Origin of the sequence: Clostridium chromiireducens (assembly GCF_002029255.1) — a bacterium.
Taxonomy (GTDB): domain Bacteria; phylum Bacillota; class Clostridia; order Clostridiales; family Clostridiaceae; genus Clostridium; species Clostridium chromiireducens.
In genome coordinates this window covers 1-25579 of record NZ_MZGT01000027.1, presented here as the reverse complement: position 1 = coordinate 25579, position 25579 = coordinate 1, and the positions used below count along the sequence as shown (strand labels likewise).

At 29.4% G+C, this 25579-nt stretch carries 24 protein-coding genes; all 24 read left to right on the top strand.

Annotation, left to right across the window (positions count from 1 at the left end; translation table 11 throughout):
- Positions 1–175 precede the first annotated feature (175 nt).
- The gene (gene typA, locus CLCHR_RS11210; RefSeq protein WP_079439890.1) at positions 176–2002 is read left to right on the top strand and encodes a translational GTPase TypA; all 1827 of its coding nucleotides are present in this window, start codon (positions 176–178) and stop codon (positions 2000–2002) included.
- 100 nt (positions 2003–2102) lie between these two features.
- Positions 2103–3128, top strand: a complete 1026-nt coding sequence (gene mltG / locus CLCHR_RS11205; RefSeq protein WP_079439889.1) for an endolytic transglycosylase MltG — start codon at positions 2103–2105, stop codon at positions 3126–3128.
- 17 nt (positions 3129–3145) lie between these two features.
- Positions 3146–3790 carry an O-methyltransferase gene (locus tag CLCHR_RS11200; RefSeq protein WP_079439888.1) on the top strand — a complete coding sequence of 215 codons (645 nt, stop codon included), beginning with the start codon at positions 3146–3148 and terminating at the stop codon, positions 3788–3790.
- A gap of 6 nt (positions 3791–3796) precedes the next feature.
- Positions 3797–5017: a peptidase U32 family protein gene (locus tag CLCHR_RS11195; RefSeq protein WP_079439887.1), complete on the top strand. Its 1221-nt coding sequence runs from the start codon at positions 3797–3799 to the stop codon at positions 5015–5017.
- Between the two features lie 47 nt (positions 5018–5064).
- Positions 5065–6684 carry a penicillin-binding transpeptidase domain-containing protein gene (locus tag CLCHR_RS11190; RefSeq protein ID WP_079439937.1) on the top strand — a complete coding sequence of 540 codons (1620 nt, stop codon included), beginning with the start codon at positions 5065–5067 and terminating at the stop codon, positions 6682–6684.
- 130 nt (positions 6685–6814) lie between these two features.
- Complete coding sequence (gene sigK / locus CLCHR_RS11185; RefSeq protein ID WP_079439886.1) at positions 6815–7513, top strand: RNA polymerase sporulation sigma factor SigK; 699 nt, start codon at positions 6815–6817, stop codon at positions 7511–7513.
- A 322-nt stretch (positions 7514–7835) separates the two neighbouring features.
- On the top strand, positions 7836–9086 hold the full coding sequence (locus CLCHR_RS11180) for a cell division FtsA domain-containing protein (RefSeq protein ID WP_079439885.1): 1251 nt from the start codon (positions 7836–7838) through the stop codon (positions 9084–9086).
- A 14-nt stretch (positions 9087–9100) separates the two neighbouring features.
- On the top strand, positions 9101–10234 hold the full coding sequence (ftsZ, locus tag CLCHR_RS11175; RefSeq protein WP_079439884.1) for a cell division protein FtsZ: 1134 nt from the start codon (positions 9101–9103) through the stop codon (positions 10232–10234).
- 449 nt (positions 10235–10683) lie between these two features.
- Entirely contained in the window at positions 10684–11526 is an 843-nt protein-coding gene (locus tag CLCHR_RS11170) for a sigma-E processing peptidase SpoIIGA (RefSeq protein ID WP_079439883.1), read from the top strand.
- Positions 11501–12208, top strand: coding sequence for an RNA polymerase sporulation sigma factor SigE (sigE, locus tag CLCHR_RS11165; protein ID WP_079439882.1), 708 nt, complete (start codon positions 11501–11503; stop codon positions 12206–12208). Before CLCHR_RS11170 ends, sigE begins: the two co-directional genes overlap by 26 nt.
- Positions 12209–12290: 82 nt before the next feature.
- Positions 12291–13064 (top strand): RNA polymerase sporulation sigma factor SigG, encoded by a 774-nt coding sequence (sigG, locus tag CLCHR_RS11160; protein ID WP_079439881.1) that lies wholly within the window; start codon positions 12291–12293, stop codon positions 13062–13064.
- A gap of 36 nt (positions 13065–13100) precedes the next feature.
- A complete protein-coding gene (locus tag CLCHR_RS11155) occupies positions 13101–13364 on the top strand; it encodes a YlmC/YmxH family sporulation protein (RefSeq protein WP_079439880.1) in 264 nt (87 codons plus the stop codon).
- Between the two features lie 71 nt (positions 13365–13435).
- Positions 13436–13885 carry a transcriptional regulator NrdR gene (gene nrdR, locus CLCHR_RS11150; RefSeq protein ID WP_079439879.1) on the top strand — a complete coding sequence of 150 codons (450 nt, stop codon included), beginning with the start codon at positions 13436–13438 and terminating at the stop codon, positions 13883–13885.
- 307 nt (positions 13886–14192) lie between these two features.
- On the top strand, positions 14193–14933 hold the full coding sequence (gene pgeF / locus CLCHR_RS11145; protein ID WP_079439878.1) for a peptidoglycan editing factor PgeF: 741 nt from the start codon (positions 14193–14195) through the stop codon (positions 14931–14933).
- Between the two features lie 14 nt (positions 14934–14947).
- Positions 14948–15649, top strand: a complete 702-nt coding sequence (locus CLCHR_RS11140) for a winged helix-turn-helix domain-containing protein (RefSeq protein WP_079439877.1) — start codon at positions 14948–14950, stop codon at positions 15647–15649.
- Positions 15650–15651: 2 nt separating this feature from the next.
- Positions 15652–17358 (top strand): sensor histidine kinase, encoded by a 1707-nt coding sequence (locus tag CLCHR_RS11135; RefSeq protein WP_079439876.1) that lies wholly within the window; start codon positions 15652–15654, stop codon positions 17356–17358.
- Between the two features lie 200 nt (positions 17359–17558).
- Entirely contained in the window at positions 17559–18476 is a 918-nt protein-coding gene (locus CLCHR_RS11130; RefSeq protein WP_079439875.1) for a phosphate ABC transporter substrate-binding protein, read from the top strand.
- A gap of 23 nt (positions 18477–18499) precedes the next feature.
- Positions 18500–19393: a phosphate ABC transporter permease subunit PstC gene (pstC, locus tag CLCHR_RS11125; RefSeq protein WP_079439874.1), complete on the top strand. Its 894-nt coding sequence runs from the start codon at positions 18500–18502 to the stop codon at positions 19391–19393.
- Positions 19393–20277 carry a phosphate ABC transporter permease PstA gene (pstA, locus tag CLCHR_RS11120; protein ID WP_079439873.1) on the top strand — a complete coding sequence of 295 codons (885 nt, stop codon included), beginning with the start codon at positions 19393–19395 and terminating at the stop codon, positions 20275–20277. Before pstC ends, pstA begins: the two co-directional genes overlap by 1 nt.
- 9 nt (positions 20278–20286) lie before the next feature.
- Positions 20287–21036 (top strand): phosphate ABC transporter ATP-binding protein PstB, encoded by a 750-nt coding sequence (gene pstB / locus CLCHR_RS11115; protein ID WP_079439872.1) that lies wholly within the window; start codon positions 20287–20289, stop codon positions 21034–21036.
- 18 nt (positions 21037–21054) lie between these two features.
- On the top strand, positions 21055–21717 hold the full coding sequence (phoU, locus tag CLCHR_RS11110; protein ID WP_079439871.1) for a phosphate signaling complex protein PhoU: 663 nt from the start codon (positions 21055–21057) through the stop codon (positions 21715–21717).
- Positions 21718–22010: 293 nt separating this feature from the next.
- Positions 22011–22673, top strand: coding sequence for a phosphate signaling complex protein PhoU (phoU, locus tag CLCHR_RS11105; protein ID WP_079439870.1), 663 nt, complete (start codon positions 22011–22013; stop codon positions 22671–22673).
- A gap of 538 nt (positions 22674–23211) precedes the next feature.
- Entirely contained in the window at positions 23212–25206 is a 1995-nt protein-coding gene (locus tag CLCHR_RS11100) for a methyl-accepting chemotaxis protein (protein WP_079439869.1), read from the top strand.
- A gap of 161 nt (positions 25207–25367) precedes the next feature.
- Positions 25368–25579 (top strand): peptide deformylase (locus tag CLCHR_RS11095; protein WP_341456896.1); only part of this gene is annotated, 212 nt, incomplete at its 3' end.

The window sequence follows — 25579 nt, the reverse complement described above, 5'->3', positions numbered from 1 at the left end:
GACACAATAAGTAGTTTAAATGAACTTGTTTATTAATAATATAATTTTGTATAATAGTTAATTAAAAAATTACGTACAATATATATATGAACTTCGACCTAGTTAAATGAATACTATAAATAAACTAATAGAAAAGAAAAAAAATGCAGTTTGATTACTGTTTGGAGGAATAAGAATGGAATTAAATAAAAGAGAAGATATAAGAAATATTGCTATAATAGCCCACGTTGACCATGGTAAGACAACTCTAGTAGATGCACTTCTTAGACAAAGTCACACATTTAGAGCAAATGAAAAACTAGAAGAAAGAGTAATGGATTCTAATGACTTAGAAAAAGAAAGAGGAATTACAATTCTTTCAAAGAATACTGCAGTAATTTACAATGACATAAAAATAAACATAGTAGATACACCAGGACATGCTGACTTCGGTGGAGAAGTTGAACGTGTACTTAAGATGGTTGACTCAGTATTACTTGTTGTTGATTCTTATGAAGGACCAATGCCACAAACTAAATTCGTTTTAAAGAAATCATTAGAACTAGGACTTAGACCAATAGTTATAATTAACAAAATAGATAAACCAAATGCTAGACCAACTGATGTTATTGATGAAGTATTTGACCTGTTTGTAGAACTTGGAGCTAATGACGAACAATTAGACTTCCAAATTATTTATGCATCAGCTAGAGAAGGCTTTGCAAAATATAATGTAGATGATACAAATTCTGATATGACTCCTATATTTGATACGATATTAAAATATGTTGCACCACCAGAAGGATATATAGATGAACCACTTCAAATGTTAGTAAGTACATTAGATTCAAATGCGTTTGTTGGTAAAATTGCAATTGGTAAGATACATAGAGGTACAGTAAAGAGAAATCAAACTGTTACTTTATTAAAGAACGATGGATCAAATGCTAATTACAAAATAACTAGTATATTTACATACAAAGGATTAAAAAGAGAAGAAGCAGAAGAAGCTTCAATGGGAGATATAGTTGCAGTAAGTGGTGTCGTTGATGCTAACATAGGTGATACTATAGCGGATTCTTCATCACCAGAAGCATTACCATTTTTAGAAATAGATGAACCAACATTAAACATGAACTTCATGGTTAATGATTCACCATTTGCAGGTCAAGAAGGTGATTTTGTAACATCAAGACATTTAAGAGATAGATTAATGAGAGAACTTGAAACAAATGTAAGTTTAAGAGTAAACGAACTTACTCCAGATTGTTTTGAAGTTTCAGGAAGAGGAGAACTTCATCTTTCAGTTCTTATTGAAACAATGAGAAGAGAAGGATATGAATTCCAAGTTTCAAAAGCAAATGTTATATTTAGAGACGTAAATGGCCACAAGGAAGAACCAATTGAGTACTTAACAATTGACGTTCCAGAAGAATTTATGGGACCAGTTATGGAAAAGTTAGGACCTAGAAAAGCTGAAATGGTTAATATGACATCTGCAGTAAATGGATACACAAGATTAGAATTCACAATTCCAGCTAGAGGTCTTATTGGATTCAGAAGTGAATTAATGACTGATACAAAGGGTAATGGAATTATGAATCACGTATTCCATTCATATGAAAAATTCAAAGGTGAAATTCCAGGAAGAAGCAGAGGATCAATAGTTTCATTTGAAGCAGGAGATTCAATAGCATATGGATTATATAGTGCTCAAGAAAGAGGTCAATTATTCATAGGTGCTGGTGTTCCAGTATATGGTGGTATGATTGTTGGGGTTTCTGCAAGAGCAGAGGATCTTGAAATTAATGTATGTAAAATGAAGAAGCTTACTAATACAAGATCATCAGGTGCTGACGATGCATTAAAATTAACTCCACCAGTTGAAATGTCTCTTGAACAATGTTTAGAATTCATAAATGCTGATGAATTAGTAGAAGTTACACCAAAAAATATAAGAATGAGAAAAAGAATTTTAGATAGTGCTGAAAGAAGAAGAATGATTAGCAGAAGTAAAAAATAATTTTGCTGAAAACACTTTAAATATTGAATAAAATAAATATAATTAAAGTAAATGGTCTTTATTTGGCTGTTTACTTTTAATTATATCTAGGAGAAAGTTTATGAATAAATATAAGCCTTTTAGAAAACTAATGTTACTGTTTATATTTTTTTTATTCTCAATATCGGTGCTATTTGTAATATTTTATAATAAAGTTATAGAAAATCCACTTAAATCTAATGAAAGTAAAATTATTATTGAAATAAATCAAGGTGAAGGATTTTACGAAGTTTTAAATGACCTAGATAAAGCTAACAAATTAAATAATAAGTTTCTTATTAAATTAAATTTAGCTATTGATAAAAGGAATATAGAATTAGTGGAAGGTATATACGAAATAGATACTAATACAACATTAGAAAATTTGATAAATTCATTGGAAAATAAAGCCGGAGATATGGATTTGGTAAAGCTAACTATACCAGAAGGGTATTCAGTTGAAGATATCGCTAAAACTGTAGAAGAAAAAGGCATTTGTACAAAAGAGGAATTTTTAAAGGCAGTTAATAATTATGAATTACCTAGCTACATAAAGGCTGATAAGAAAAAAAGATATAATCTTGAAGGATTTTTATACCCGGATACATATTTAATTGAAAAAAGTTCTGATGCGGATACTATAATCAAACTTATGATTGATAGATTTGAAGATGTTTTAAACCGAGTAAAAGATGAAAATAAGATTGATATTAAAAATGAAGATATAGAAAAGATAGTGACAGTAGCATCAATAATCGAAAAAGAGGCTAGAATTCCTAAAGACAGACCTTTAATTTCATCAGTCATTTATAATAGACTGGAAAAGAACATGAAACTTCAAATAGATGCTGCAGTAATCTATGCATTAGGATATCATGTAGATGTTGTATTGAACAAGCATTTAGAAATAGATTCACCTTATAATATATATAAATATAATGGACTGCCGATTGGGCCTATATCAAATCCGGGAATAGAATGCATAAAGGCAGCATTAATACCTGAAAAGACAGACTATTTATATTATATACTGCAGGTAGATGGATCACATTACTTTACTAATAACTATGATGAATTTTTAAAGAAGAAAAAAGAGTTAGGATATTAGAATCGTGGAGGAAATTTATGAGTGAAATTACATATGACTATATGGAGGAATATATTAGAGGATTAATCCCTGATAGAAATGGTATTTTAAAAGAGATAGAGGATTTTGCAAGAGAAAACCATGTACCTATTGTTCAAAAAGAAACTGGAGTTTTTCTTGAATTTATGACTAGTATGAAAAAGCCTAAAAGAATATTAGAACTTGGAACAGCAATAGGATTTTCTTCTATATTGATGTATCAATCTTCAGGAACAGAGCCAGAAATAATTACAATAGAACGTGATAAGAATATGATAGAATTGGCGAATTCTAATTTGGAAAAGTTCGAATTAAGTCATAAAATAAAAATTGAAGAGGGAGATTGCCTAGAAGTTTTAGAAAGATTAGAGGAACCTTTTGATTTGATTTTTATGGATGCAGGTAAAGGCCATTATAATCATTTTTTACCTCATTGTTTAAGATTATTAAAAAATGATGGTATAATAATAGCTGATAATGTATTATTTAGAGGGATGGTAGCATCTCAAGAATTAGTAAAAAGAAGAAAAATAACAATAGTAAAAAGAATGAGGACTTATTTGGAATTAGTTACTCAAGATGAAAACTTAATTACGTCTGTCATACCTATGGGAGATGGAATTGCAGTTACTAAGAGGAGGTAAATTTAAATGATAAGACCAGAAATTTTAGCACCAGCAGGAAATCTAGACAAACTAAAAATAGCAATAGATTTTGGAGCAGATGCTGTATACCTTGGAGGAAGCAAATTAAACTTAAGAGCATTTGCTGATAATTTTACAAATGAGCAATTAAAAGAAGGTGTACAATATGCTCATGATAGAGATAGAAAAGTTTATGTAACAATGAACGTTTTTCCTCATAATGAGGATTTAACAGGCGTTGAAGATTATATAAAAGAATTGTACGATACAGGTGTTGATGCAATAATAGCATCAGATCCAGCAATAATTGCAACAGCTAGAGAAGTTGCGCCAAATTTAGAAATTCATTTAAGCACTCAAGCTAATAATGTTAACTGGAGAGCGGCTAAATTTTGGTACGATCAAGGCGTTAAGAGAATAGTAATGGCTAGAGAGCTTAGCTTAACTGAGATAAAAACAATGAGAGACAATTTACCTGAAGAATGTGAAATTGAAGCATTCGTTCATGGCTCAATGTGTATAAGTTACTCAGGAAGATGCTTGATCTCAAATTATATGGTTGGAAGAGATGCTAATAGAGGTGCTTGTGCGCAGGCATGTAGGTTTAAATATCATTTAGTTGAAGAAAAAAGACCGAATGAGTTTTACCCTGTATATGAAGATGAAAAGGGAACATACATAATGAACTCAAAAGATTTATGTATGATTGAACATATAGATGATGTGATTAAAGCAGGAGTATATTCTCTTAAAATTGAAGGACGAATGAAAAGCGTATACTATGTTGCGGCTGTAGTAAAATCATATAGGCAGGCAGTAGATGCATATATGAAAGATCCTGATAATTATAAATTTGATCCAAAATGGATGGAAAATTTATTCAAAGTTAGTCATAGGCAATACCATACAGGTTTTTACTATGGGCAAACTGCTGAACAGGTTTATGAAGATTCAGCTTATATTAGAAATGCAGATATAATCGGAATAGTAAGAGAATACGATGAAGAAACTAAAATTGCGACTATTGAGCAAAAAAACAAAGTATTAAATGGAGATACAGTAGAAATATTAAGACCAGAAGGAGATAATTTTGAAATTGTTCTCCACGACATGACAGAAGAAAATGGAACTCCAATTGAATCGGCACCTAGAGCAAAAATGCTGTATAAAGTTAGAGTTGATATTCCTCTAAAGGTTAAAGATTTAATAGTTAAAGATAAAGAATAAAGTTGAATAAAACACCTCCTTTAAGGCTAGAATTTAAGCGTAGGGAGGTGTTTTATATTTTTACTGAAAAATTTTATAGAGATAAAAGGTTAGTGCAAGTTTTATCTTTATTTATTACTATTATAGTGATTTTAACAACACGTTTGTATTTATTACAAATATATCCGTCTGAAAGAGTCTTAGGATCCTATCAGAACCATCAAGAAGAAAATATAAGTGACATGAATTATATGATTTTAGATACAAATGGAAAAGATTTGATGAAATATGATAAAAAATATGTACTAGTAATTGATACAAGACCATTCAGTTTGAATAATTATGAAGAAACACTAGAAGACTTAATGGCTTTAAATTTTATTATGAAGTCTGAAAATCCTGATTTTAATTATACGGATATAATGAAGCAAAGTGGAAAAATATATTTTAATATTTCTGAAGATACATATAATAAAATAAATAATTTGAAAAATATAAAAGGAATATATACTTATATTGCAGATAAAATTGACACTAAAAAGGCATGGAGTGTTAGCAGTATGTTATCAAAAATATTAGATGAAGGTAATGAAGAAGGATCACTCCAAAGTCAATTGTACGGTTATTTAAAGGATAATGAAAAACCTAAAAGTGAATTTTATTTGGATAATAGGGCAGTATATGCAAAACAATCAGTAAGTGTAAGCGATAGTAATAGAAATTTAAAATTAACAATAGATAGTGATATGGAGAATAAAGTAAGAGAAATTTTGGGTAACGAACAGTATTCATATTTGGGGAATATAGGTGTGAGTATAATGGAAAGCGACACAGGTAGAATCAGAGCTATGGTTCAAAAAGATGAAAGTGCTGCTAATATAAATCTAGGAATTCAACAAATAGGATACGAGCCAGGATCTATTTATAAAATAATAACTCTTGGATCAGCCTTAGATATGGGGTTAATAAATATCAATGATACTTTTATAGGATCTGGGAAAATAGATAAAAAGGTATATGGTAAATTAACAGTGGAAGAAGCATTTGAGAAATCCTGTAATGATATATTTGCGGAAATAGGATCTAAAGTCGGATATGAAAAACTAATGGAGTATTCAAAATCATTAGGTTTATATGATAGAGTTTTAAATTTAAATAGTGGAATAGTAAATGAAGCTAAGGGAGTAAAACCTAGTGAAGAGTTAGGGATAAACAATATATCTATAGGACAATGTATGAATGTAACGCCAGTACAGATGTTGGGAGCAATAAATGCTATAACTAATAACGGAGTGTATGAAAAACCATATATAGTTGAAGGCATATTAGATAAGGACGATAACGCTGTAAAGGAATTTAAAACTGATCAGAAAAGAGTATATAGTCAGACAACTGCTAAATTAATTAAAAATGCTATGAGGCAAGTGGTTATAAAGGGTACGGGTATAAAGGCATATGTTGGTGACTTGGATATAGGAGGTAAAACTGGTACTTCAACTGGCAGCGATGGTCAGACACATGGTTGGTTTGCGGGATTCTTTAGTGTAGGTGATAAGAATTATACAATGGTAGTATTCACTCCAGATATACCATCTTTAAATGGAACTGACAACGAAGACTTAGGCGGAGGAGATACAGCGGCACCAATATTTAAAGATATAGTTAAAAAATTAAATATGAGAGATTGATAGGCAATAATTTAATATAAATGACTTTTATGATGAGTTTATAAGTATGCGAAAAAAAATAAAGAAGTATAAGCAACTTTTATTAAATATAAACATATTATAATATCAAGCACTGCTATGGAGGAAAAAGGTGTTTATATTAAATAGCTTTATAGATTTGTTTCTAAATTCGTTTCTATTGACAGGATATGTGACAAACAGTAACACATTCCCTCTACCATTAGATGAAAGCGAAGAACAAATGTATTTGAAAAAATTTAAAGAAGGAGATAAGGCAGCAAAAAGTATCCTTATTGAAAGAAACCTAAGATTAGTTGCTCATATAGTAAAAAAATATTCATTTCCTAATAAGGATGTAGATGAACTAATATCCATTGGTACAGTTGGGTTAATAAAAGCTATCGATTCGTTTGATTCTAGTAAAGGTACTAGACTTGCTACTTATGCATCAAGATGTATTGAAAATGAAATTCTAATGCTCTTTAGAAATAATAAAAAGCAAAAAAGTGAAATTTATCTTCAAGATCCAATTGGAGTTGATAAAGAGGGTAATGAATTTTGTTTAATGGATATATTAAGCAGTGAAAAAGATTGCGTTTTAGAAAAGGTTGAGAGTAATTTACAAGTTAAAGCTTTATATAAAAAATTGATAGAATCATTAACTAAGAGAGAGAGTGCTATTTTGATAATGAGATATGGGCTGATAGATGGAAAGTGTAAGACGCAGCGTGAAATTGCAGTAAATTTAGGTATTTCCCGTTCGTATGTATCAAGAATAGAAAAGAAAGCATTGAAAAAATTAAAGAAGGAGTTATTTACAAGAAACTAATAAACATTCATTATATCAAGAATTTTTTTATATAATAAAAAAGTAATTTTTGAGAAGTGATAGTGATAAAGATAGAAATATTTTATTCATATAAAGAAATATTGACATACTTAGACGAAGGGTGCTATTTTTAATATAGCACCCTGTTTTTATGGAAGAGTATTAGTGATACTATGTCTTGAGAGAGCAATAGAAGAAATAAATAGGGAATAATAAGCAAAAAATCAAAAAAACTACATAAATAAAAGAGGAATTTTAGTAAATATGTTGAATATATTGCAATTAGTAGATTCTTTCTACTAAAGAAGGGAAAGGCTTAATTATGCAGCAAGATATAATTACATCCATAGACTTTGGCAGTAAGAAATTCTCTGCAACTATAGCAGTGAGAGGAAAAGAAAATTTAGATATTTTAGCAGTTAAATCTTGTAAATCAATAGGTATAGAAAAAGGAATGCTGATAGATAGTGAAAAATGTAAAGCCAATGTTTTAAATTTATTAAGTGAATTAGAGATAAAGACAGGTAAGAACGTTAAAGGAATAGCAATTGGAATATCTTCAAATAAAGTAAGAATAACAGAGACAACAGTTATTGTTGAATTAGATGAGGATAAGGTAAAGAGCCATGATATAATAAAAGCATTAAAAAAGGCTCAAAATAGTATTACTATAAGTAATGATGAATCTATAGTGGATATTTTAATAAATTTTTATATACTAGATGGCAAGGTGATACATAAAGATATACTTAATTGGAAAGGGAAAAGACTGGAGATTAACCTCACTTTAGTAATTGCAGAAAAAAAAGAGATTCAAAGATACTATGAAATTTTTAAGGATACAAAATATAATATAGATTCTATTAAGCTAAATATATTAGCTGGTAAACAAATATTTTTAAGTGAAAAAAATTCTATGGAGTATATTGCGCTAGTGGATATTGGTGCTGGAATTACTGAAATGGCAGTGTTTAATAATGGAATCCCTAAAAGTGTAAGTAGTATACCAGTAGGAGGAAATAATATTACCAATGATCTGGCTATTTGTGGAGAATTTTCTTTTTTAGAAGCCGATAATATAAAAAAAATTTATTCGAGTAATTACAAATCTTTGTATATAGATGATTCTCTTCCGGATGAAACTGAAATAGGAACTATTAAAGTATCCAGAAAATTGTTTTATGAAGTAGTAAATGCGAGGATAGAAGAAATATTAAGTCATATTAATATGAAATTAAAAAATACTGGTCATTATGATAGAATTTGTAGTATAATTCTATATGGGGATGGTATAAACTATTTTGAAGATATAGGCGAAATTATTCGTAAAATTTTTAAGATAAAAACCCAAGTTGTAAGAAAAAAAGATTTAGGAATAAAAAATCCAGAAAATATAACTTCTCTAGCTATAGCCAAGGAAGTATATGATAGATTAAATTTATTAGAGGATGCTATCATAGTTCCAACTAATAAAAGTAATGATAAAATTAATGAAAAAGAATGTTTACACAATATTGAAGTTGAAAATCATATTTTAAAAAAAATTAAAGTTTTTTTTGGTAAGATTTTTTAAGGGGAGGAATTGTTTTGTTAGATTTTGAGACAGATATGCAAGAATTAACCAATATTAAGGTAATTGGTTGTGGTGGCGGTGGAAGCAATGCCGTAAATAGAATGATCGTTGAAGGATTAAAAAATGTTGAATTTATTGCAATAAATACAGATAAGCAAGCATTAATGCTTTCTAATGCAAATCAAAAAATTCAAATAGGGGAAAAGTTAACAAAAGGTTTAGGAGCTGGAGCAAATCCTGAAATAGGGAAGAAAGCTGCTGAAGAAAGTAGAGAAGAAATAACAGCATCAATTAAAGGTGCAAATATGGTGTTTATTACTGCTGGAATGGGCGGAGGAACAGGTACTGGTGCGGCTCCAATTGTTGCCGAAATAGCTAAATCCATGGATATACTAACTGTTGGAGTAGTAACTAAACCATTTCCGTTTGAAGGAAAAAGAAGAATGAGACACGCTGAAATGGGAATAGCAACATTAAAAGAAAAAGTTGACACATTAGTAATTATTCCTAATGAAAGATTACTAAACATGGCAGATAAGAAAACAACATTGCTGGACTCGTTTAAACTAGCTGATGAAGTTTTAAGACAAGGTGTTCAAGCAATTTCTGACTTAATTACAATAACAGGGGTAATTAATGCTGACTTTGCTGATATAAAAGCAGTAATGCTTAATAAGGGATTAGCTCATATGGGCGTTGGATTTGGTAAAGGTGATAACAGAACTCAAGATGCAGTTAAGCAAGCGATATCTTCTCCTCTTTTAGAGACATCAATAGATGGAGCAACAGATGTTATTATAAACTTTACTGGTGGTGCGGACCTTGGTGCGTTAGAAGTATATGATGCTGCAGATGTTGTTCGTGAAGCAGTTGACCCAGATGCAAATATAATTGTTGGAGCAGTAATTGATGAGACACTTACTGAAGAAATAAGAATTACAGTTATTGCGACAGGATTTGAAAGTGAAAATAATAGAATAGGAATGAATCAAATTATAGAAGAGCCTAAAAAGGTTCAAGTACAAGAACCAATAAAGAGAGAACCAGAAGTTGCTGTTGATGTAAAAGAACCAGAAATAAGCTCTAATAGTTATGAAGCTGATGATTTGGATATTCCAGTTTTCTTGAGAAGACAAAAAAGACATTAACATATAGATATTATTGTATTGTTTTAAAATAGTAAATTTAAATAGAATGAAATTTTGTTTTAGATACTAGAAATTTGCAAAAAAAGTTTCTTAATATTATTTAAGTATAAATGATTGTATTTATTGTACAGTTATGTTACTTAAGTTTATTGCAGGAGCTGTAAGTAAATTTTTAGACTATTTCAAAGTTACATTCTATTTTTTTGCGTCTAAATTATGAATAAAAGAGCGTAATGAATATTTCGTTCAAGTTTCTGGTGATTTATGTAATATAGAAGAATATATTTTAAGTCATTAGGATGGTTTTAAATATAAAATGTAAACAAAAAAATAAAGTGTAAATATATGTAAAAAGTTTAATAAAAAAAACAAAATTATTTAATGTGATTGTGACAAATTTTTAAACTAATTAAGTATATAATAAATCCAGAAAGACTGGAGGAGTTACAATGGAAATTTATGCTGATGTTTTTATTTTTGAAAATTTTATAGTTAACTTCTTTTTGTTAAGTATAACAATGAAGTGTATAAGGCATAAATGTAAAATGGTTTCTTTAGTTATTTCAGGTTTTATCGGTGGTGTATATAGTTTAGTCTTGATAATTCCAAAACTTAATATAATAGCATCGTTACCTTGCGAATTATTAGTAGCTATAATAATGCTTAGAATGGTGTATGGAAAGACAAGCATCCTTAATATGATTAAATTATTACTTGTTTTTTTACTAATAACTTGTGCGTTAAGTGGAATTTGTTTTTTGTTTTCTTTAAGGCAAAACATATATTTGATTGGAAGTACATTTAAAATAGAAAAGTACTCCGTAAAATATATTATGCTAGGAATCATGATAATATATATTATTTTTAGTAGACTTATAGATCATATAAAAGACAAAATATTCACAAATGAATATATTTTTGAAATTGAATTTGAAGTGCAGGGCCAGCATTGTAAATTTAGAAGTTTTTTAGATACTGGAAATGAATTAAGGGAACCCATCACAAATCTTCCATGTATTCTAATTGAAGAAAATCTAATAAATCATCTGAACTTTAACGATAAAAATACATATAATATACTTTATAGTTCCATAGGGTATGGCGGTAGTCTTAAAGGTATCAGAGTTAATAATATAAAAATAAAAAATAAAAATTATTTACTTGAAAAAATCGATGCGATAATATGTCCATGTAAGGAGCGGTTGAGTAAAGAAGATGAATTCAACGCTTTATTATCAAGGGGAGTAGTGTGTGAGGGGGATGTTTATGGAAAAGTTAATTCTGCTGTTTAATAAATTGGTTTGTAAATTTAGGTTGTTTAGAAAAAAACTATATTATGTTGGAGGCAACGATGCATTGCCACCGCCATTATCAAAGGATGAAGAAGAAGATCTAGTAAATAAATTAAATGATGGCGATGAGAATATAAGAAGTATTTTAATCGAAAGGAATTTAAGACTAGTTGTTTATATCGCAAGAAAGTTTGAGAATACAGGAGTAAATGTTGAAGACCTGATATCAGTAGGTACTATAGGATTAATTAAAGCGGTGAATACTTTTAATCCGGAAAAAAAGATAAAACTTGCAACTTATGCATCTAGATGCATAGAAAATGAAATATTAATGTATCTACGAAGAAATAGTAAAATAAAGGCTGAAATTTCATTTTATGAACCGCTAAATATTGATTGGGATGGAAATGAACTTCTACTATCGGATATATTAGGAACTGAAAACGATACTGTATATAATTTGATTGAAGATGAAGTTGATAAACAATTATTAATTATGGCATTAAAGAGTTTGAATGATAGAGAAAAAGAAATTGTAAGGCTTAGATTTGGGTTGAATGGGACAAGAGAAAAGACTCAAAAAGAAGTAGCTGATATGCTTGGAATTTCTCAATCATATATATCAAGACTAGAAAAAAAAATAATTAAGAGATTGAAAAAAGAAATTAGTAGAATGATTTAGCTTGTCTTCAAGTATAAAAGTATTGCCTATCGGAGATAATGTTTAATGCAATGGATTATTACTTTCGAAGGGGTGAATACTTGTGATAATTAACAAAGTAGAAATATGTGGCGTTAATACTTCAAAACTCCCGATACTAAAAGAGAAAGAAAAGAAACAACTTTTTCTGCAGATGAAAGATGGAGATAAAAGTGCAAGAGAAACTTTTATAAAGGGAAATTTGAGATTAGTACTTAGTGTTATTCAAAGGTTTAACAATAGAGGAGAAAATATAGACGATTTATTTCAAGTTGGCTGTATTGGATTGATGAAATCAATAGATAACTTTGATTTATCGCAGAACGTTAAATTTTCAACTTATGCAGTTCCGATGATAATTGGAGAAATTAGAAGATACCTAAGAGATAATAATTCTATTAGGGTAAGCAGATCGTTAAGAGATATTGCTTATAAAGCTTTAATAATGAGAGAAAAATTTATAAAGGATAATAATAAAGAACCAACAATCTCACAAATCGCAAAGGAACTTGAATTACCAAGAGAAGAAGTAGTGTTTGCATTAGATGCGATACAAGATCCGGTATCATTATTTGAACCAATTTACCATGATGGAGGAGATGCAATATATGTAATGGATCAAATAAGTGATGCTAAGAATACAGATGAACATTGGCTTGAGAATATTTCCATAAAAGAAGCAATGAAAAAACTCACAGATAGAGAAAAACTAATATTAAATTTAAGGTTCTTTAATGGTAGAACTCAGATGGAAGTTGCAGATGAAATTGGGATTTCGCAAGCGCAAGTCTCAAGATTAGAAAAGACAGCTTTAAAACATATGAGGAAGCATGTATAGAAGAGATTAATAATATTGTAATTGTGGGGGATAATTATGGAATTGGAACTACATTCACTGAATGCTATGAGAAATATGGAGGTAATAGATATATTAACAGGAACAAAAATAGGATTTATCAAAGACTTTAAAATAAGTAGTGAAGATAATAAGATTGTTGCTTTAATATTACCTGGAGAAATAAAATCATGGTTTGCTAAAGATGATGAAAAAGAAATCTTATGGAAAGATATAGTTAAAATAGGCACTGATGTTATATTGGTAAAAGCTAATGAAAAAGTTAGTGAAAACAATATATAGCCATATTTTAAAATTATATGTATAATGATTATAAGATTTTAATACACGAAAGCAAAGAGGTGAATGAAAGTATGAAATGTCCATTTTGCGGATTTGAAGAGAGTAAAGTTGTTGATTCAAGATCAACAGACGATAATACAACAATTCGAAGAAGAAGAGAATGCTTAAAATGTGCCAAACGATATACTACATACGAAAAAATAGAAGATTTTCCTATTTTAGTAATCAAAAAAGATCTAACTAGAGAAAATTTTAATAAAGAGAAAATTATTACTGGATTAATTATTGCATGCCAAAAAAGACCTGTGTCTAGAAAACAGATTGAAGATATAGCTTATGATATAGAGAAAACAATATCTAATAGTATGCTTACAGAGATACCATCAAAAGATATAGGAGAAATGGTTATGGCCAGACTAAAAGAGTTGGATGAAATATCATATGTAAGATTTGCATCAGTATACCGCCAGTTTAAGGATATAAATACTTTTTTAGAGGAAATAAAAAATCTCGTAACATAATTATACTATTGAGGATATTGAATAAATTCAATGTCCTTTTTATAATTGTTTAGATATAATATATAAAAATAATGAGGAATTCATATATATTCTATTTAAATTAAATATCTTATGATATTGTTATATATAAGTTAAAATTTAGTTAATTAAGCTGATAAATGCTAAATAGAATGTTAAGATTAAGTAAGTAAAATGCTAAATAAATCATAAAAATATATCCATAGATATTGCTCATAATAAAGAAGAAAAATAAAATTTAAGTGGATACCTTAAGTGATAAGATAAATTTAGTGGAGGATTAAATATAGTGAATAAATTGGACTTAAAAGTATTAGATAAGCAAGAAGATTTTTTTATAATAAATGGTAAAGAATTTAATATTGGATTTACAAATGCAGAGAAGGAAAGAAGTTTTAACAGAAATACAGAAGAAGGTATAAAAGAGCTCAATTCATTAAAAGAGGAATTTGGCGCCAATGAAGTGATATACCTAAAACAAATTCATAGTGATAAAATATTAAATTATATAGAGAATGGAAAAAGTATTAAAGATGAAGAGGCGGACGCCATAATAACAAAGGAAAAAGGGATCATTATTGGTGTTTTTACAGCTGATTGTGTACCAATCATATTAGTTGATGAGGAAAAAAAGGTCGCAGCCGCAATACATAGCGGATGGAGAGGAACCTATGAATCCATTACATTTAAAACGATAGAAAAAATGAAAAAAGAATTTAGTATTAATGTTAAAAATTTAAAAGCATATATTGGGCCTCATATTAGAAAGTGTTGTTATGAGGTTTCTGAGGAATTAAAGCTTAAATTTATAGAGAAGAAAACGGAAATTAAAAAAGAAGATTTGTTTTGTGGAAGAAATCTGAATTTGGAAGTCTGCATATTAGATGATTTAAAAAAAGCCGGAATTCAAGATGAAAATATTAATAGTATAGATTTATGTACGTACTGTAGTGAAGATGTAAAATTACATTCATATAGGAAATCTCAAGGGTCTTATGGCAGGATGTTTTCTTTTATTATTTTACGTTAAGGGGGAAATTTAATATGGCAAAAGAAAAAATATTAATAGTTGATGATGAGGAACACATAATTGAATTGCTAAGATTTAATTTATTAAATGTTGGATATGATGTTTTTACAGCCAATAATGGGATAGATGCAGTAAAAATAGCTAAGGCAGAAAAGCCTAGTTTATTATTACTAGATTTAATGTTGCCTGGAATTGACGGGTTTGACGTTTGTAAAGAAATTAAAAGAAACAATGATATGAAAAACACATCAATAATAATGTTGACAGCAAAAGGAGAAGAGTTAGATAAAATACTTGGTCTAGAGCTTGGAGCAGATGATTATATAACAAAACCATTTTCTATTAGAGAATTACTTGCACGTGTAAAAGCAGTATTAAGAAGAACAAATTCATTTAATGAAGTGGAAGAAGATGTATTCACCTCACAAAACCTAAAGATAGATTTTGAAAGGCATGAAGTGTACATTAGCGATAAGAAAGTAGATTTAACACTTAAGGAATTTGAATTACTACAAATATTAATAAAAAATAAAGGGAAAATTCTTAAAAGAGAAACTTTGTTGGACAAGATTTGGGGTTATGAATATATAGGAGAAACAAGAACTGTGGATGTTCATATAAGATATTTAAGAAAGAAAATAGAGGAAGATGATAAAAATCCTAGATTTATAGAAACTATAAGGGGTGTGGGTTATAGATTTAACCCGGCAGAATAGCTATGAGGAACAAAATTTTAACTTCGGTTATTATAACTGTGATATTTGCAATATCTATTGTTGCCTGCTCTTTTATGATGTTAATTAATATGGAACAAACTAAGATTACAAAAGAAGAGCTTAAAAATATTAATTATTTAATTTATGAACTCAATGATGTAACAGATGTTAGTAGAAATGATTATGAAGATCTAAAAAATATAAAAGACATGAAAATAAATGATGTCGAAGTTAGAATCACACTTATTGATAGTAGTGGAGTTGTTTTGTATGATAATGAACAAAAAAGCAGCGAAAATCATAAAGACAGAATTGAAGTGAAAGAAGCTTTTGAAAAAGGCGAAGGATATTCAGAGCGATATAGTGCTACTATTAAAGGAAATTTAATTTATTATGCAACTAGATTAAGTGATAATTATGTAATCAGAAGTTCTGTCAGTATTAACACAATAACTTTGCTGCAAAAAGAAAATATCAAATATAGTTTAGGGATACTAATGCTGGTTTTACCATTTTCATTATTTTTATCTTTAAGGCTTGTTAAGAAAATTATTGATCCAGTAAAAGAGTTAGAAAGTGTAACACTAAAAATGACTCATGGCGATTACAAGATACGAGCAAATATTGAAACTCATGATGAGCTAGGTATTTTAGGAAATAGTTTTAATAATATGGCTGATCAATTGCAAATAAAAATTCGAGAAGTAATTGATAAACAAAATAAAATTGAGTCAATATTAAAAAGCATGGAAAATGGTGTTGTTGCTGTTGATAATCATAATAGAGTAATTTCCATTAACCCTCGTGCTGAGGCGTTACTTGAAATAAGGAAAAATATTGTTGGTGAATACTTGCTAGATCATATTAATGATTATGATATAAGTAAATTTTTAATGAAGGATGAAGAATCTGATAAGGAAATAAAATTACTTCATCCATTTGAACGGGATTATAAGATAAAAAAATCTGATATGTTTGATGGTGTAGAGAACATAGGGAAGGTTATAATATTTCAAGATATAACTGATATAAATAGAGTTGAGCTTATGAGAAGTCAATTTGTTGCTAATGTATCCCATGAATTAAAAACACCATTAACATCCATTAAGGGATTTGCAGAAACTTTAAAATTTGTAAAGGATGATGAGACAAGGGAAAAGTTTTTGGATATTATCGACAAGGAAGCTGAACGTTTATCAAGACTTATTAATGATATATTAGTATTATCAAATATAGAAAGTAATTTGGTTATTGACATGAAAGAATTTGAACCAAGTCTTGTAATTGAAGAAGTAATTAATATGATGAGAAAAACTGCAATAAATAAGAATATTAAGTTAGAGTTTATTAATAATAATAGTAAACATATTTTGGGTGATAAAGATAAATTCTATCAATTGGTTTTAAATTTAATTGAGAATGCCATAAAATATTCTAAGGATGGTTCCGGCTGTGTAGAAGTGACTAGTTATACCAAAGATGAATACTATTGCCTAAGAATAAAAGATAATGGCATAGGAATACCAGAAGAAGACATCTCAAGAATTTTTGAGAGATTCTATAGAGTAGATAAATCGAGAAAAAAAGGCGGAACAGGTCTTGGTTTGGCTATTGTAAAACATATTGTTAAAATATTTAATGGAGAAATCAATGTTAAAAGTAAGCTAAGTGAAGGAACAATTTTTGAAGTAAAAATTCCATATATGTAAGAAATAATGCGTAAAGTGTAGAAATTTTACGCATTATTTTTTTTATTTACAAAGCAATGTTAAATTTTCTTAACAAATATCTAATATAACTTAACATTACTCTAATAATAGATTAACTAAAAGGGTATATTATAAAATATGAAAGAAGAAGAAAATTAGAAACTAACATAATATGAATTTATTAGTGGAGGTAATAGTTAATGAAGAAAAAATCGATAAAATTAATGGTGTCTGCCTTAGTGATGGCAATGTTAGGAACTGCGATGGTAGGATGCGGGAATGCATCTGGTGGAGCACCGGCAAATGACACTAAATCAGAGGGGACAAAATCAGAAGCAGTAACAGGCTCAATAACTATGAGTGGTTCATCAGCATTGTTACCGTTAATGGAGAAGACTATAGAAACATTTAATAAAAAATATCCAGATGCTGAAATTGGAGCTCAAGCAGGCGGATCTGGTACAGGTCTTACTCAAGTATTAGATGGAACAGTAAATATAGGAAATTCTGATGTATTTGCAGAAGAAAAATTAGATGCAGCAAAAGCAAAAGAATTAGTTGACCATAAAGTCGTAGCACAAGGATTTGGAATTGTAGTAAGTAAGTCATTAGGAATAGATAATTTAACTTCAGCTCAAATTAAAGACATATTCTCTGGTAAAGTTACAAACTGGAAAGAAGTTGGTGGACCAGATAAAGCGATTTTATTAATCCATAGAACAGCTGGTTCAGGAACAAGAGCAACTTTCGAAAAGACAGTACTTGGTGGAGATAAATCAGCAGAAAATGAAGCTTTAGGTGTAACTCAAGATTCAAATGGTGCGGTTTTAAGTGCAATGAAAGAAAATGATGGAGCAGTTAGTTATTTAGGTCTTGCATACATGAATACAAAAGAAGCACAAGATGTTTTAAAAGTAACCAATCTTGATGGAGTAGCAGCAGATAAAGCACATATAACAGATGGTTCTTATAAATTCTGGTCTTGGGGACATATGTATACTAAGGGTGAATCAAAAGATTTATCTAAAGCGTTTATTGATTTCGTTATGAGCAGTGAAAATAAAGAAAACTTAGAAACATTAGGTTTTATTTCAGGAAGTGAAATGAAAGTAAAATAATTCAATTAAAGGATGAGTAAAAGATGGAAAAAAGAAGTTTTAAAGAAAGGCTTAAAAATGAATATTTAGGCCAAGGCTTTGCGGGACTATGTGGAATATTAATAATATTAATAACAATATCAATTATAGTATTCATAGCTTCAAAAGGTTTGAGGATATTTACAAATGACGGATATAGTTTCACTGAGTTCTTGTTTACAAATAATTGGAAGCCGAACAAAGGTGGAGAGCCTTCCTTTGGAGCTCTCGCTTTCATCTTAGGTTCAACCGCAGTATCAATAGGTGCAGTACTTTTAAGTGCACCTATTGCTATTGCTTTAGCAATTTTTGTGAATGTAATATCTAGTAAATTTGGAGTAAGAATAATTAAGCCTTCATTAGAAATATTAGTTGGAATACCTTCGGTTGTTTATGGTTGGGTAGGTATTTCTGTATTAGTTCCATTTATCAAAGATAATTTTGGGGGAATGGGATTTTCTTTGATTGCTGGAGTTTTGGTACTTTCATTGATGATATTGCCAACTATAGCAACTTTATCAATAGATGCAATAAAAACAATACCTAGAGATCATATTGAAGCATCATATGGGCTTGGAGCTACAAGGTGGCAGACGATTTCTAGAGTAATAGTTCCTGGTGCAAAAAGTGGGATACTTACAGGAGTTGTACTTGGAATAGCAAGAGCTTTTGGAGAGGCATTAGCGGTTCAAATGGTAATTGGTAATACTGTAAAGATACCAGATGGAGTTTTTACACCAATGGCCACATTAACTAGTATTATAACGATGGACATGGCTAATACAGTTGGTGGAACTGCATGGAATGATGCATTATGGACACTAGCATTAATTTTACTTGTAATTTCTTTCATATTTATTGTAATAGTTAGAATGATAGAGAAAAGGAGTGCAAGATAATGGATGCAAAAAGAATAGATAAGATAGCTACGATTATATTCTACATTATAAGTATGTTTATCGTTTTTTTACTTGGAGCTTTTATAATATATATTTTATATAAAGGAGGCAGTATGCTAAAGCCTTCGTTCTTATTTGGTAAACCAAAATTATCAGGAGCAGGCGGAGGAATTGGACCACAATTGTTTAATTCGTTTTATATGTTGATTGTTTCCTTAATTATTACAATACCAATAGGAGTAGGAGCTGGAATTTATTTAGCTGAATACGCAAAAGAAGGACCTATACTTAAATTTATAAGAATGTGTCTTGAGACAATGTCGTCTCTGCCATCTATTGTTATAGGTATGTTCGGATTACTAGTTTTTGTTAATATGGCAGGATGGGGATATTCAATTCTTGCAGGTGCTTTATCTGTAAGTATTCTTAACATTCCATCTATGACTAGAATTTCTGAGAATGCAATAGTTGCAGCAAGTAAAAGGGTTAAAGAGGCTTCTTTGGGGCTAGGAGCAACTAAGTGGCAGACCTTAGCTAAATTAACTATACCTACAGCGATGGCGGAAATATTGACTGGTGTAATATTAGCAGCAGGAAGAATCTTTGGAGAAGCAGCAGCTTTTTTATACACTGCAGGATTAAGTTCGAAAAATATAAATTTTAATACCATAAGTTTAACAGAAAAAAGTTCGGCATTTTCACTTTTTAGGCCGGCAGAGACTTTAGCAGTTCATATATGGAAGCTAAATTCAGAAGGTACAGTAGTTGATGCAGCTCAAATAGCAAACGGAACAGCAGCTGTTCTTATATTAGCGGTGCTATTATTTAATGTTTGTGCAAGATTATTAGGAAATAGATTAATGAAAGCTTATAGTGGGAAGTAGGAGATAGTTATGAATATTATAGAAACTAAAGATTTATGTTTATATTATGGAGACAATCAAGCTCTAAAAAATATTAATATGTCTATAAACAAGCATGAGGTTACAGCACTAATTGGGCCTTCTGGTTGCGGTAAATCGACTTTCTTAAGAACTTTAAATAGAATGAATGATTTAATCGAGATTGTTAAGATAACAGGGCAAGTTCTATTCGAAGATAAAGATATATATAAAGATTATGATGATATATTTTTAAGAAAAAGAATAGGAATGGTGTTTCAAAGACCAAATCCATTTCCGATGTCTATTTACGATAACATTGCATATGGACCAAGAATACATGGTACTAAAAATAAGAAAATGTTAGATGAAATTGTTGAGAAAAGCTTAAGAGGAGCAGCCCTATGGGAAGAAACTAAAGATAGGTTAAAATCAAGTGCACTTGGAATGTCAGGTGGACAACAGCAAAGATTGTGTATTGCTAGAACTTTAGCAGTCTCACCAGAAGTAATTTTAATGGATGAACCAACATCGGCTCTAGATCCGATATCAACAGGAAAAATGGAAGAACTTATGGATGAATTGAAAAAAAATTACACAGTTGTAATAGTAACTCATAACATGCAACAAGCAGGAAGAATAGCCGATAAAACTGCATTCTTTTTAAATGGAGAAGTTATAGAATACGGAAAAACAGAAGATATATTTTATAATCCAAGAGATAAAAGGACAGAAGATTATATTACAGGTAGATTTGGCTAGGAAGGGGTATTGAGTATTATGACAAGAGGGTCGCAAGATGCAAGAGTAAAAATTATTAACAGAGAGCTATTAAATATGTCGAGTTTAGTTGAGAAGCAAATATATGAGAGTATAATTTGCTTAAAGAATTACGATTTAGATAAGGCTGATCAAATTATTAAAGATGATGATAAAGTTGATGAAATGCAAAAAACAATAGAGGAAGAATGTATAAAATTTATCGCAACAGAGCAGCCGCTCGCAACAGATTTAAGAAGAGTGTTTACAGCGTCGAAGATAGTAACGGATTTAGAAAGAATGGCTGATCATGCAGTAGACATTTGCAAGATAACAAAAAGAATGGGTGGAAATATAAATTCATTTAAAGTTTATTCAGATGAATTATGGGAAATGGATAAAAAGGTAAGAGCCATGATAAAATCATCTATAGAAGCTTATATTAATGAAGATGATGAAATGGCCTATAAAATTTGTGAAAAAGATGATGAGATTGATGCGTTTTATAAGTCTTTATTTACAAATTTAATTAACTCAATTAAATTAGATGAAGAACTAATTCAAAAGGGAGCTCAGTTACTTTTTGTTATAAAATACTTGGAAAGAATAGGAGATCACGTAACTAACATATGTGAATGGACTATTTTCTCTAAGACCGGTGTTTATGTTGATTTAAATGAATAATAGGATTATTAGTGAAGGTGTCCTTACAAATTTAGGATGCCTTTGTTTATGACAATAAATATTATATAAGTAATATTTTAAATAATTAACCATGCCTTCCTTGACGCAATTATTATATTAATGTAATATAAAAATATAATAGAAATAAACTTTTTGTGATAAAGTGGTAAGGAAAAATAGGATTTTATGTCGTAATAGTAAAGGATACATATAATGGGATTATCAATATTTAAATTTATGGAATTTGAGAATTTATAATTTATAAAACTTAATTGTAAAGGGGCAATGGTACAATGACAAGAGGATCACAAGATACTAGAGTGAAAAATATAAATAGGCAGCTAGTAATTATGGCTAAGTTAGTTGAAAAACAAATATATGATAGCATGATTAGTTTAAAGAATTACGATATAGAGGCAGCAGCAAATATTATTAAAGGTGACGATAGGGTTGATGAATTACAAAAAATAATAGAAGAACTATGTATTAAGTTTATTGCGGCAGAGCAACCATTAGCCACAGATTTAAGAAAAGTTATGACTGCATCAAAGATAGTAACGGATTTAGAGAGAATGGCTGATCACGCAGTAGATATATGTAAAATAACAATGATGATTGGTGGAACTATTAACTCATTTAAAAAACATTTGGATCCATTATGGGAAATGGAGAAAAAAGTTAGAGCAATGATAGGTTTAGCTATAGAGTCATATATTAATAATGATGACGAAACTGCATACAAGATTTGTGAAAGAGACGATGAAGTGGATTCTATTTATAGATCTTTATTTACAACATTTGTTGAAGACATAAAGCTTGATGAAAGTTTAATTGATAAGGGAATAAGGCTTTTATTTGTAATAAAGTATTTAGAAAGAATAGGCGATCATGTAACAAATATTTGTGAGTGGACTATTTATTCTAAAAGTGGATCTTATGTAGATTTAAACGAATAAAGTATATGTAAAATTATACTTTAGATGTGACTAACCGAAAGAAAGGGGATTCTTTTGCTCGGTTGCTAGAGAAAACATCTATGAATTTCTAACAGTAAAAGTTGTACCCATTCCTGCATGCTCATGAGCTGAAGCTCACGACAAGCAAGAATGGAACAACTTTTACTGAAGAAATTCTATAGATATTTTCTCAATGCAACACTGCGCAAAAGAGTCCCCTTTCTTTCTGGAGCAGTATACACTTCAAAGAATAAATATATACTGTAATAACATAAGTTGTTGTAATAAGTGTATTGTATTTATAAAAAATATTTCATTATGAAATAGGCAAACTTACTAACGTATTAAAAAGGAAAAAGTTATACATCTCATGTTACAAATAATAAATAGTTCAAGTTATATAAGTTCTGTGAATAAAGATGTATCTATTGCATCGAGGAAATTACAGGTTATAATGGAAGATATACTAAAGTGATTCATAGAATTGTATATAATATACGTAGTAGATATCAAAGTAATAAACTAGGGGGATAAAATTATGAAAAGTATAAAGGCAAAATTTATAGTATTTATAGGATTATTAATAGGGGTTATATGTATTGGTTTTGGGGCAATTTCATTTGTAAATTCATCAAAGGCACTAAGGTCGAATTTAGGAAAGACTCTTCCTAAAATTGCAGAACAAACTGCAGGTAAAATTCAGTGGCAGTTGGAAGGTCAATTGATATCCTTAGAATCTATTGCTGCAAGAGATGATATAAAAAATCCTAACATTTCTTGGGAAGCTAAGGCGCCAATTCTTTTAGAAGAATCAAAAAGAATTGGTAGTATGTCATTAGGAATTGCTGACAAAAATGGACATGCTAAAAATGTAGATGGAACAGATATTGAAATTAAAGATAGAGGATATTTCAAGAATGCTTTATCAGGAAAAAGCAATGCATCAGATCCAATAATAAGTAAAGCAGATGGAAATGTAATAATTGTCTATGCAGTTCCAATTAAATATAATAATGAAATCGTGGGAGTGTTAATTGAAAAAAGAGATGGTAATTGTTTAAGTGAATTAACAAATCAACTTAAAATAGGAGAAACGGGTTATGCTTTTATGATTAAAAAGGATGGTACTAATATTGCCAGCACTGATAAAGATAAGGTTATTAATATGTATAATCCAATTGAAGAAGCAAAAAAGGATACAAAGTTACAGGCTATAGCAGATATCGAGAAAAAAATGGGTGCAGGGGAAACAGGATTAGGAGAATATACTTATGGTGGAGTTGATAAATTCATAGGGTATGCTCCAGTTCAAGGAACTGAGTGGTCTGTTGGAGTTGTAGTAGTAAAAAGTGAGATTTTATCAGAATTAGATACATTGAAAATTTCCACTATTATAGCATCTGCAGTATTTATATTAATTGGTTTTTGCATAGTTTACATAGTTGCTAATACTTTGTCTAGAGCAATAAAATATACTTCAAAGCATTTAGCATTATTAGCAGAGGGAAATCTTTGTGAAGAAATTTCACCTAGAAGTTTGAATTCTACAGATGAAATTGGAGAAATGACTAAATCAATGAAAAAGATGCAAGAATCACTTGGGAAAATGATTAGACAAATAAAAGTGAATTCAACAAATATTAACAATCAATCAGATAATTTATCTTCTGTTTCAGAAGAAATATCAAGTGTATCACAAAATGTTACAGAAGCAATTTCAGAAATTGCAAGAGGGACAAGTAATCAGTCGGAAAACTTAATACTAATAACAGAAACTCTTAATGACTTTAGTGATAAATTATCAGGAATGGTTAGAGAGATACAAGTTGTAGATTCAAATTCTAGGGAAATAAGTACAATGGCAAATGAGAGCAGCAATGAAATGAATCAGTTAAATCAATCAGTAGCTAATGTAAGTGAATCATTTAAAGAGTTCTATAGTAAAATTATAGCTCTTGGAAAAGATATAAATAAGATAAATGATATTACAAATTTAATAAATAGTGTTGCAGAACAAACAAATTTATTAGCATTAAATGCTGCTATTGAAGCGGCTAGAGCAGGAGAAGCGGGAAAAGGATTCTCTGTAGTTGCAGAAGAAATAAGAAAGCTTGCTGAACAATCAAAGGATTCATCAGAAAATATTAGTAAATTAATTAATGGAATATCTAATGATACTAATGTTATAGTTGAAAATTCTGTGAGTATGGACAATGAATTAATGGATCAAGTAAAAGTTATTGATAATTCAATAGCATCATTCAAAAAGATTATAGAAGCTGTAGATGAAGTAATACCTAAAATTGAAACAGTTAAAAATTCGGCAGAGAATATAGAAAATGATAAGAATTCTATTTTGTTTAAAGTAGAAGGTTTATCTTCTGTCTCGATAGAAGTGTCAGCATCATCGGAAGAGATTTCTGCATCATCAGAGGAAATGAATGCTTCAACAGAGGAAGTAGCTTCAGCAGCTCAAATACTTAATAGTATGACTAATCAAATGATAGAGGAAGTAAATAAGTTTAAAGTTTAAATGCAGCAGATACAGATAAATGTATCATAAATAAAGAATAATAAGTGAATTTTAGTAAAAGTAAGTATATTTTTGCATTTTATTATTATCGTGTTATTCAAATATTTTGAAATCATATCTTATTTTTTATAAAAAATAAAACTGAAAAAGAGGTATAAATTATGATAAAACCAATTGTAAAAGATATATTGTTTTTAGGACAAAAATCAGAAGAGGCAACTAAAGATGATATTGTAGTAATTGATGATTTAATAGATACATTAAGAGCAAACTTAGAGCATTGTGTTGGACTCGCTGGTAATATAATTGGAGTGAAAAAGCGTATATTGGTATTTACTGTAGGCAACCTTATTGTGCCTATGATAAATCCAGT

Excerpts from the sequence above, each read along its gene's own strand:
- typA (WP_079439890.1), top strand. The coding sequence starts at position 176 with ATGGAATTAAATAAAAGAGAAGATATAAGAAATATTGCTATAATAGCC.
- sigE (WP_079439882.1), top strand. The coding sequence starts at position 11,501 with ATGGAAAAGTTAATTCTGCTGTTTAATAAATTGGTTTGTAAATTTAGG.
- CLCHR_RS11140 (WP_079439877.1), top strand. The coding sequence starts at position 14,948 with ATGGCAAAAGAAAAAATATTAATAGTTGATGATGAGGAACACATAATT.
- pstC (WP_079439874.1), top strand. The coding sequence starts at position 18,500 with ATGGAAAAAAGAAGTTTTAAAGAAAGGCTTAAAAATGAATATTTAGGC.
- CLCHR_RS11100 (WP_079439869.1), top strand. The coding sequence starts at position 23,212 with ATGAAAAGTATAAAGGCAAAATTTATAGTATTTATAGGATTATTAATA.
- mltG (WP_079439889.1), top strand. The coding sequence starts at position 2,103 with ATGAATAAATATAAGCCTTTTAGAAAACTAATGTTACTGTTTATATTT.
- CLCHR_RS11155 (WP_079439880.1), top strand. The coding sequence starts at position 13,101 with ATGGAATTGGAACTACATTCACTGAATGCTATGAGAAATATGGAGGTA.
- CLCHR_RS11170 (WP_079439883.1), top strand. The coding sequence starts at position 10,684 with ATGGAAATTTATGCTGATGTTTTTATTTTTGAAAATTTTATAGTTAAC.
- pstB (WP_079439872.1), top strand. The coding sequence starts at position 20,287 with ATGAATATTATAGAAACTAAAGATTTATGTTTATATTATGGAGACAAT.
- CLCHR_RS11195 (WP_079439887.1), top strand. The coding sequence starts at position 3,797 with ATGATAAGACCAGAAATTTTAGCACCAGCAGGAAATCTAGACAAACTA.
- CLCHR_RS11130 (WP_079439875.1), top strand. The coding sequence starts at position 17,559 with ATGAAGAAAAAATCGATAAAATTAATGGTGTCTGCCTTAGTGATGGCA.
- phoU (WP_079439870.1), top strand. The coding sequence starts at position 22,011 with ATGACAAGAGGATCACAAGATACTAGAGTGAAAAATATAAATAGGCAG.
- CLCHR_RS11135 (WP_079439876.1), top strand. The coding sequence starts at position 15,652 with ATGAGGAACAAAATTTTAACTTCGGTTATTATAACTGTGATATTTGCA.
- CLCHR_RS11180 (WP_079439885.1), top strand. The coding sequence starts at position 7,836 with ATGCAGCAAGATATAATTACATCCATAGACTTTGGCAGTAAGAAATTC.
- pstA (WP_079439873.1), top strand. The coding sequence starts at position 19,393 with ATGGATGCAAAAAGAATAGATAAGATAGCTACGATTATATTCTACATT.
- phoU (WP_079439871.1), top strand. The coding sequence starts at position 21,055 with ATGACAAGAGGGTCGCAAGATGCAAGAGTAAAAATTATTAACAGAGAG.
- nrdR (WP_079439879.1), top strand. The coding sequence starts at position 13,436 with ATGAAATGTCCATTTTGCGGATTTGAAGAGAGTAAAGTTGTTGATTCA.
- CLCHR_RS11200 (WP_079439888.1), top strand. The coding sequence starts at position 3,146 with ATGAGTGAAATTACATATGACTATATGGAGGAATATATTAGAGGATTA.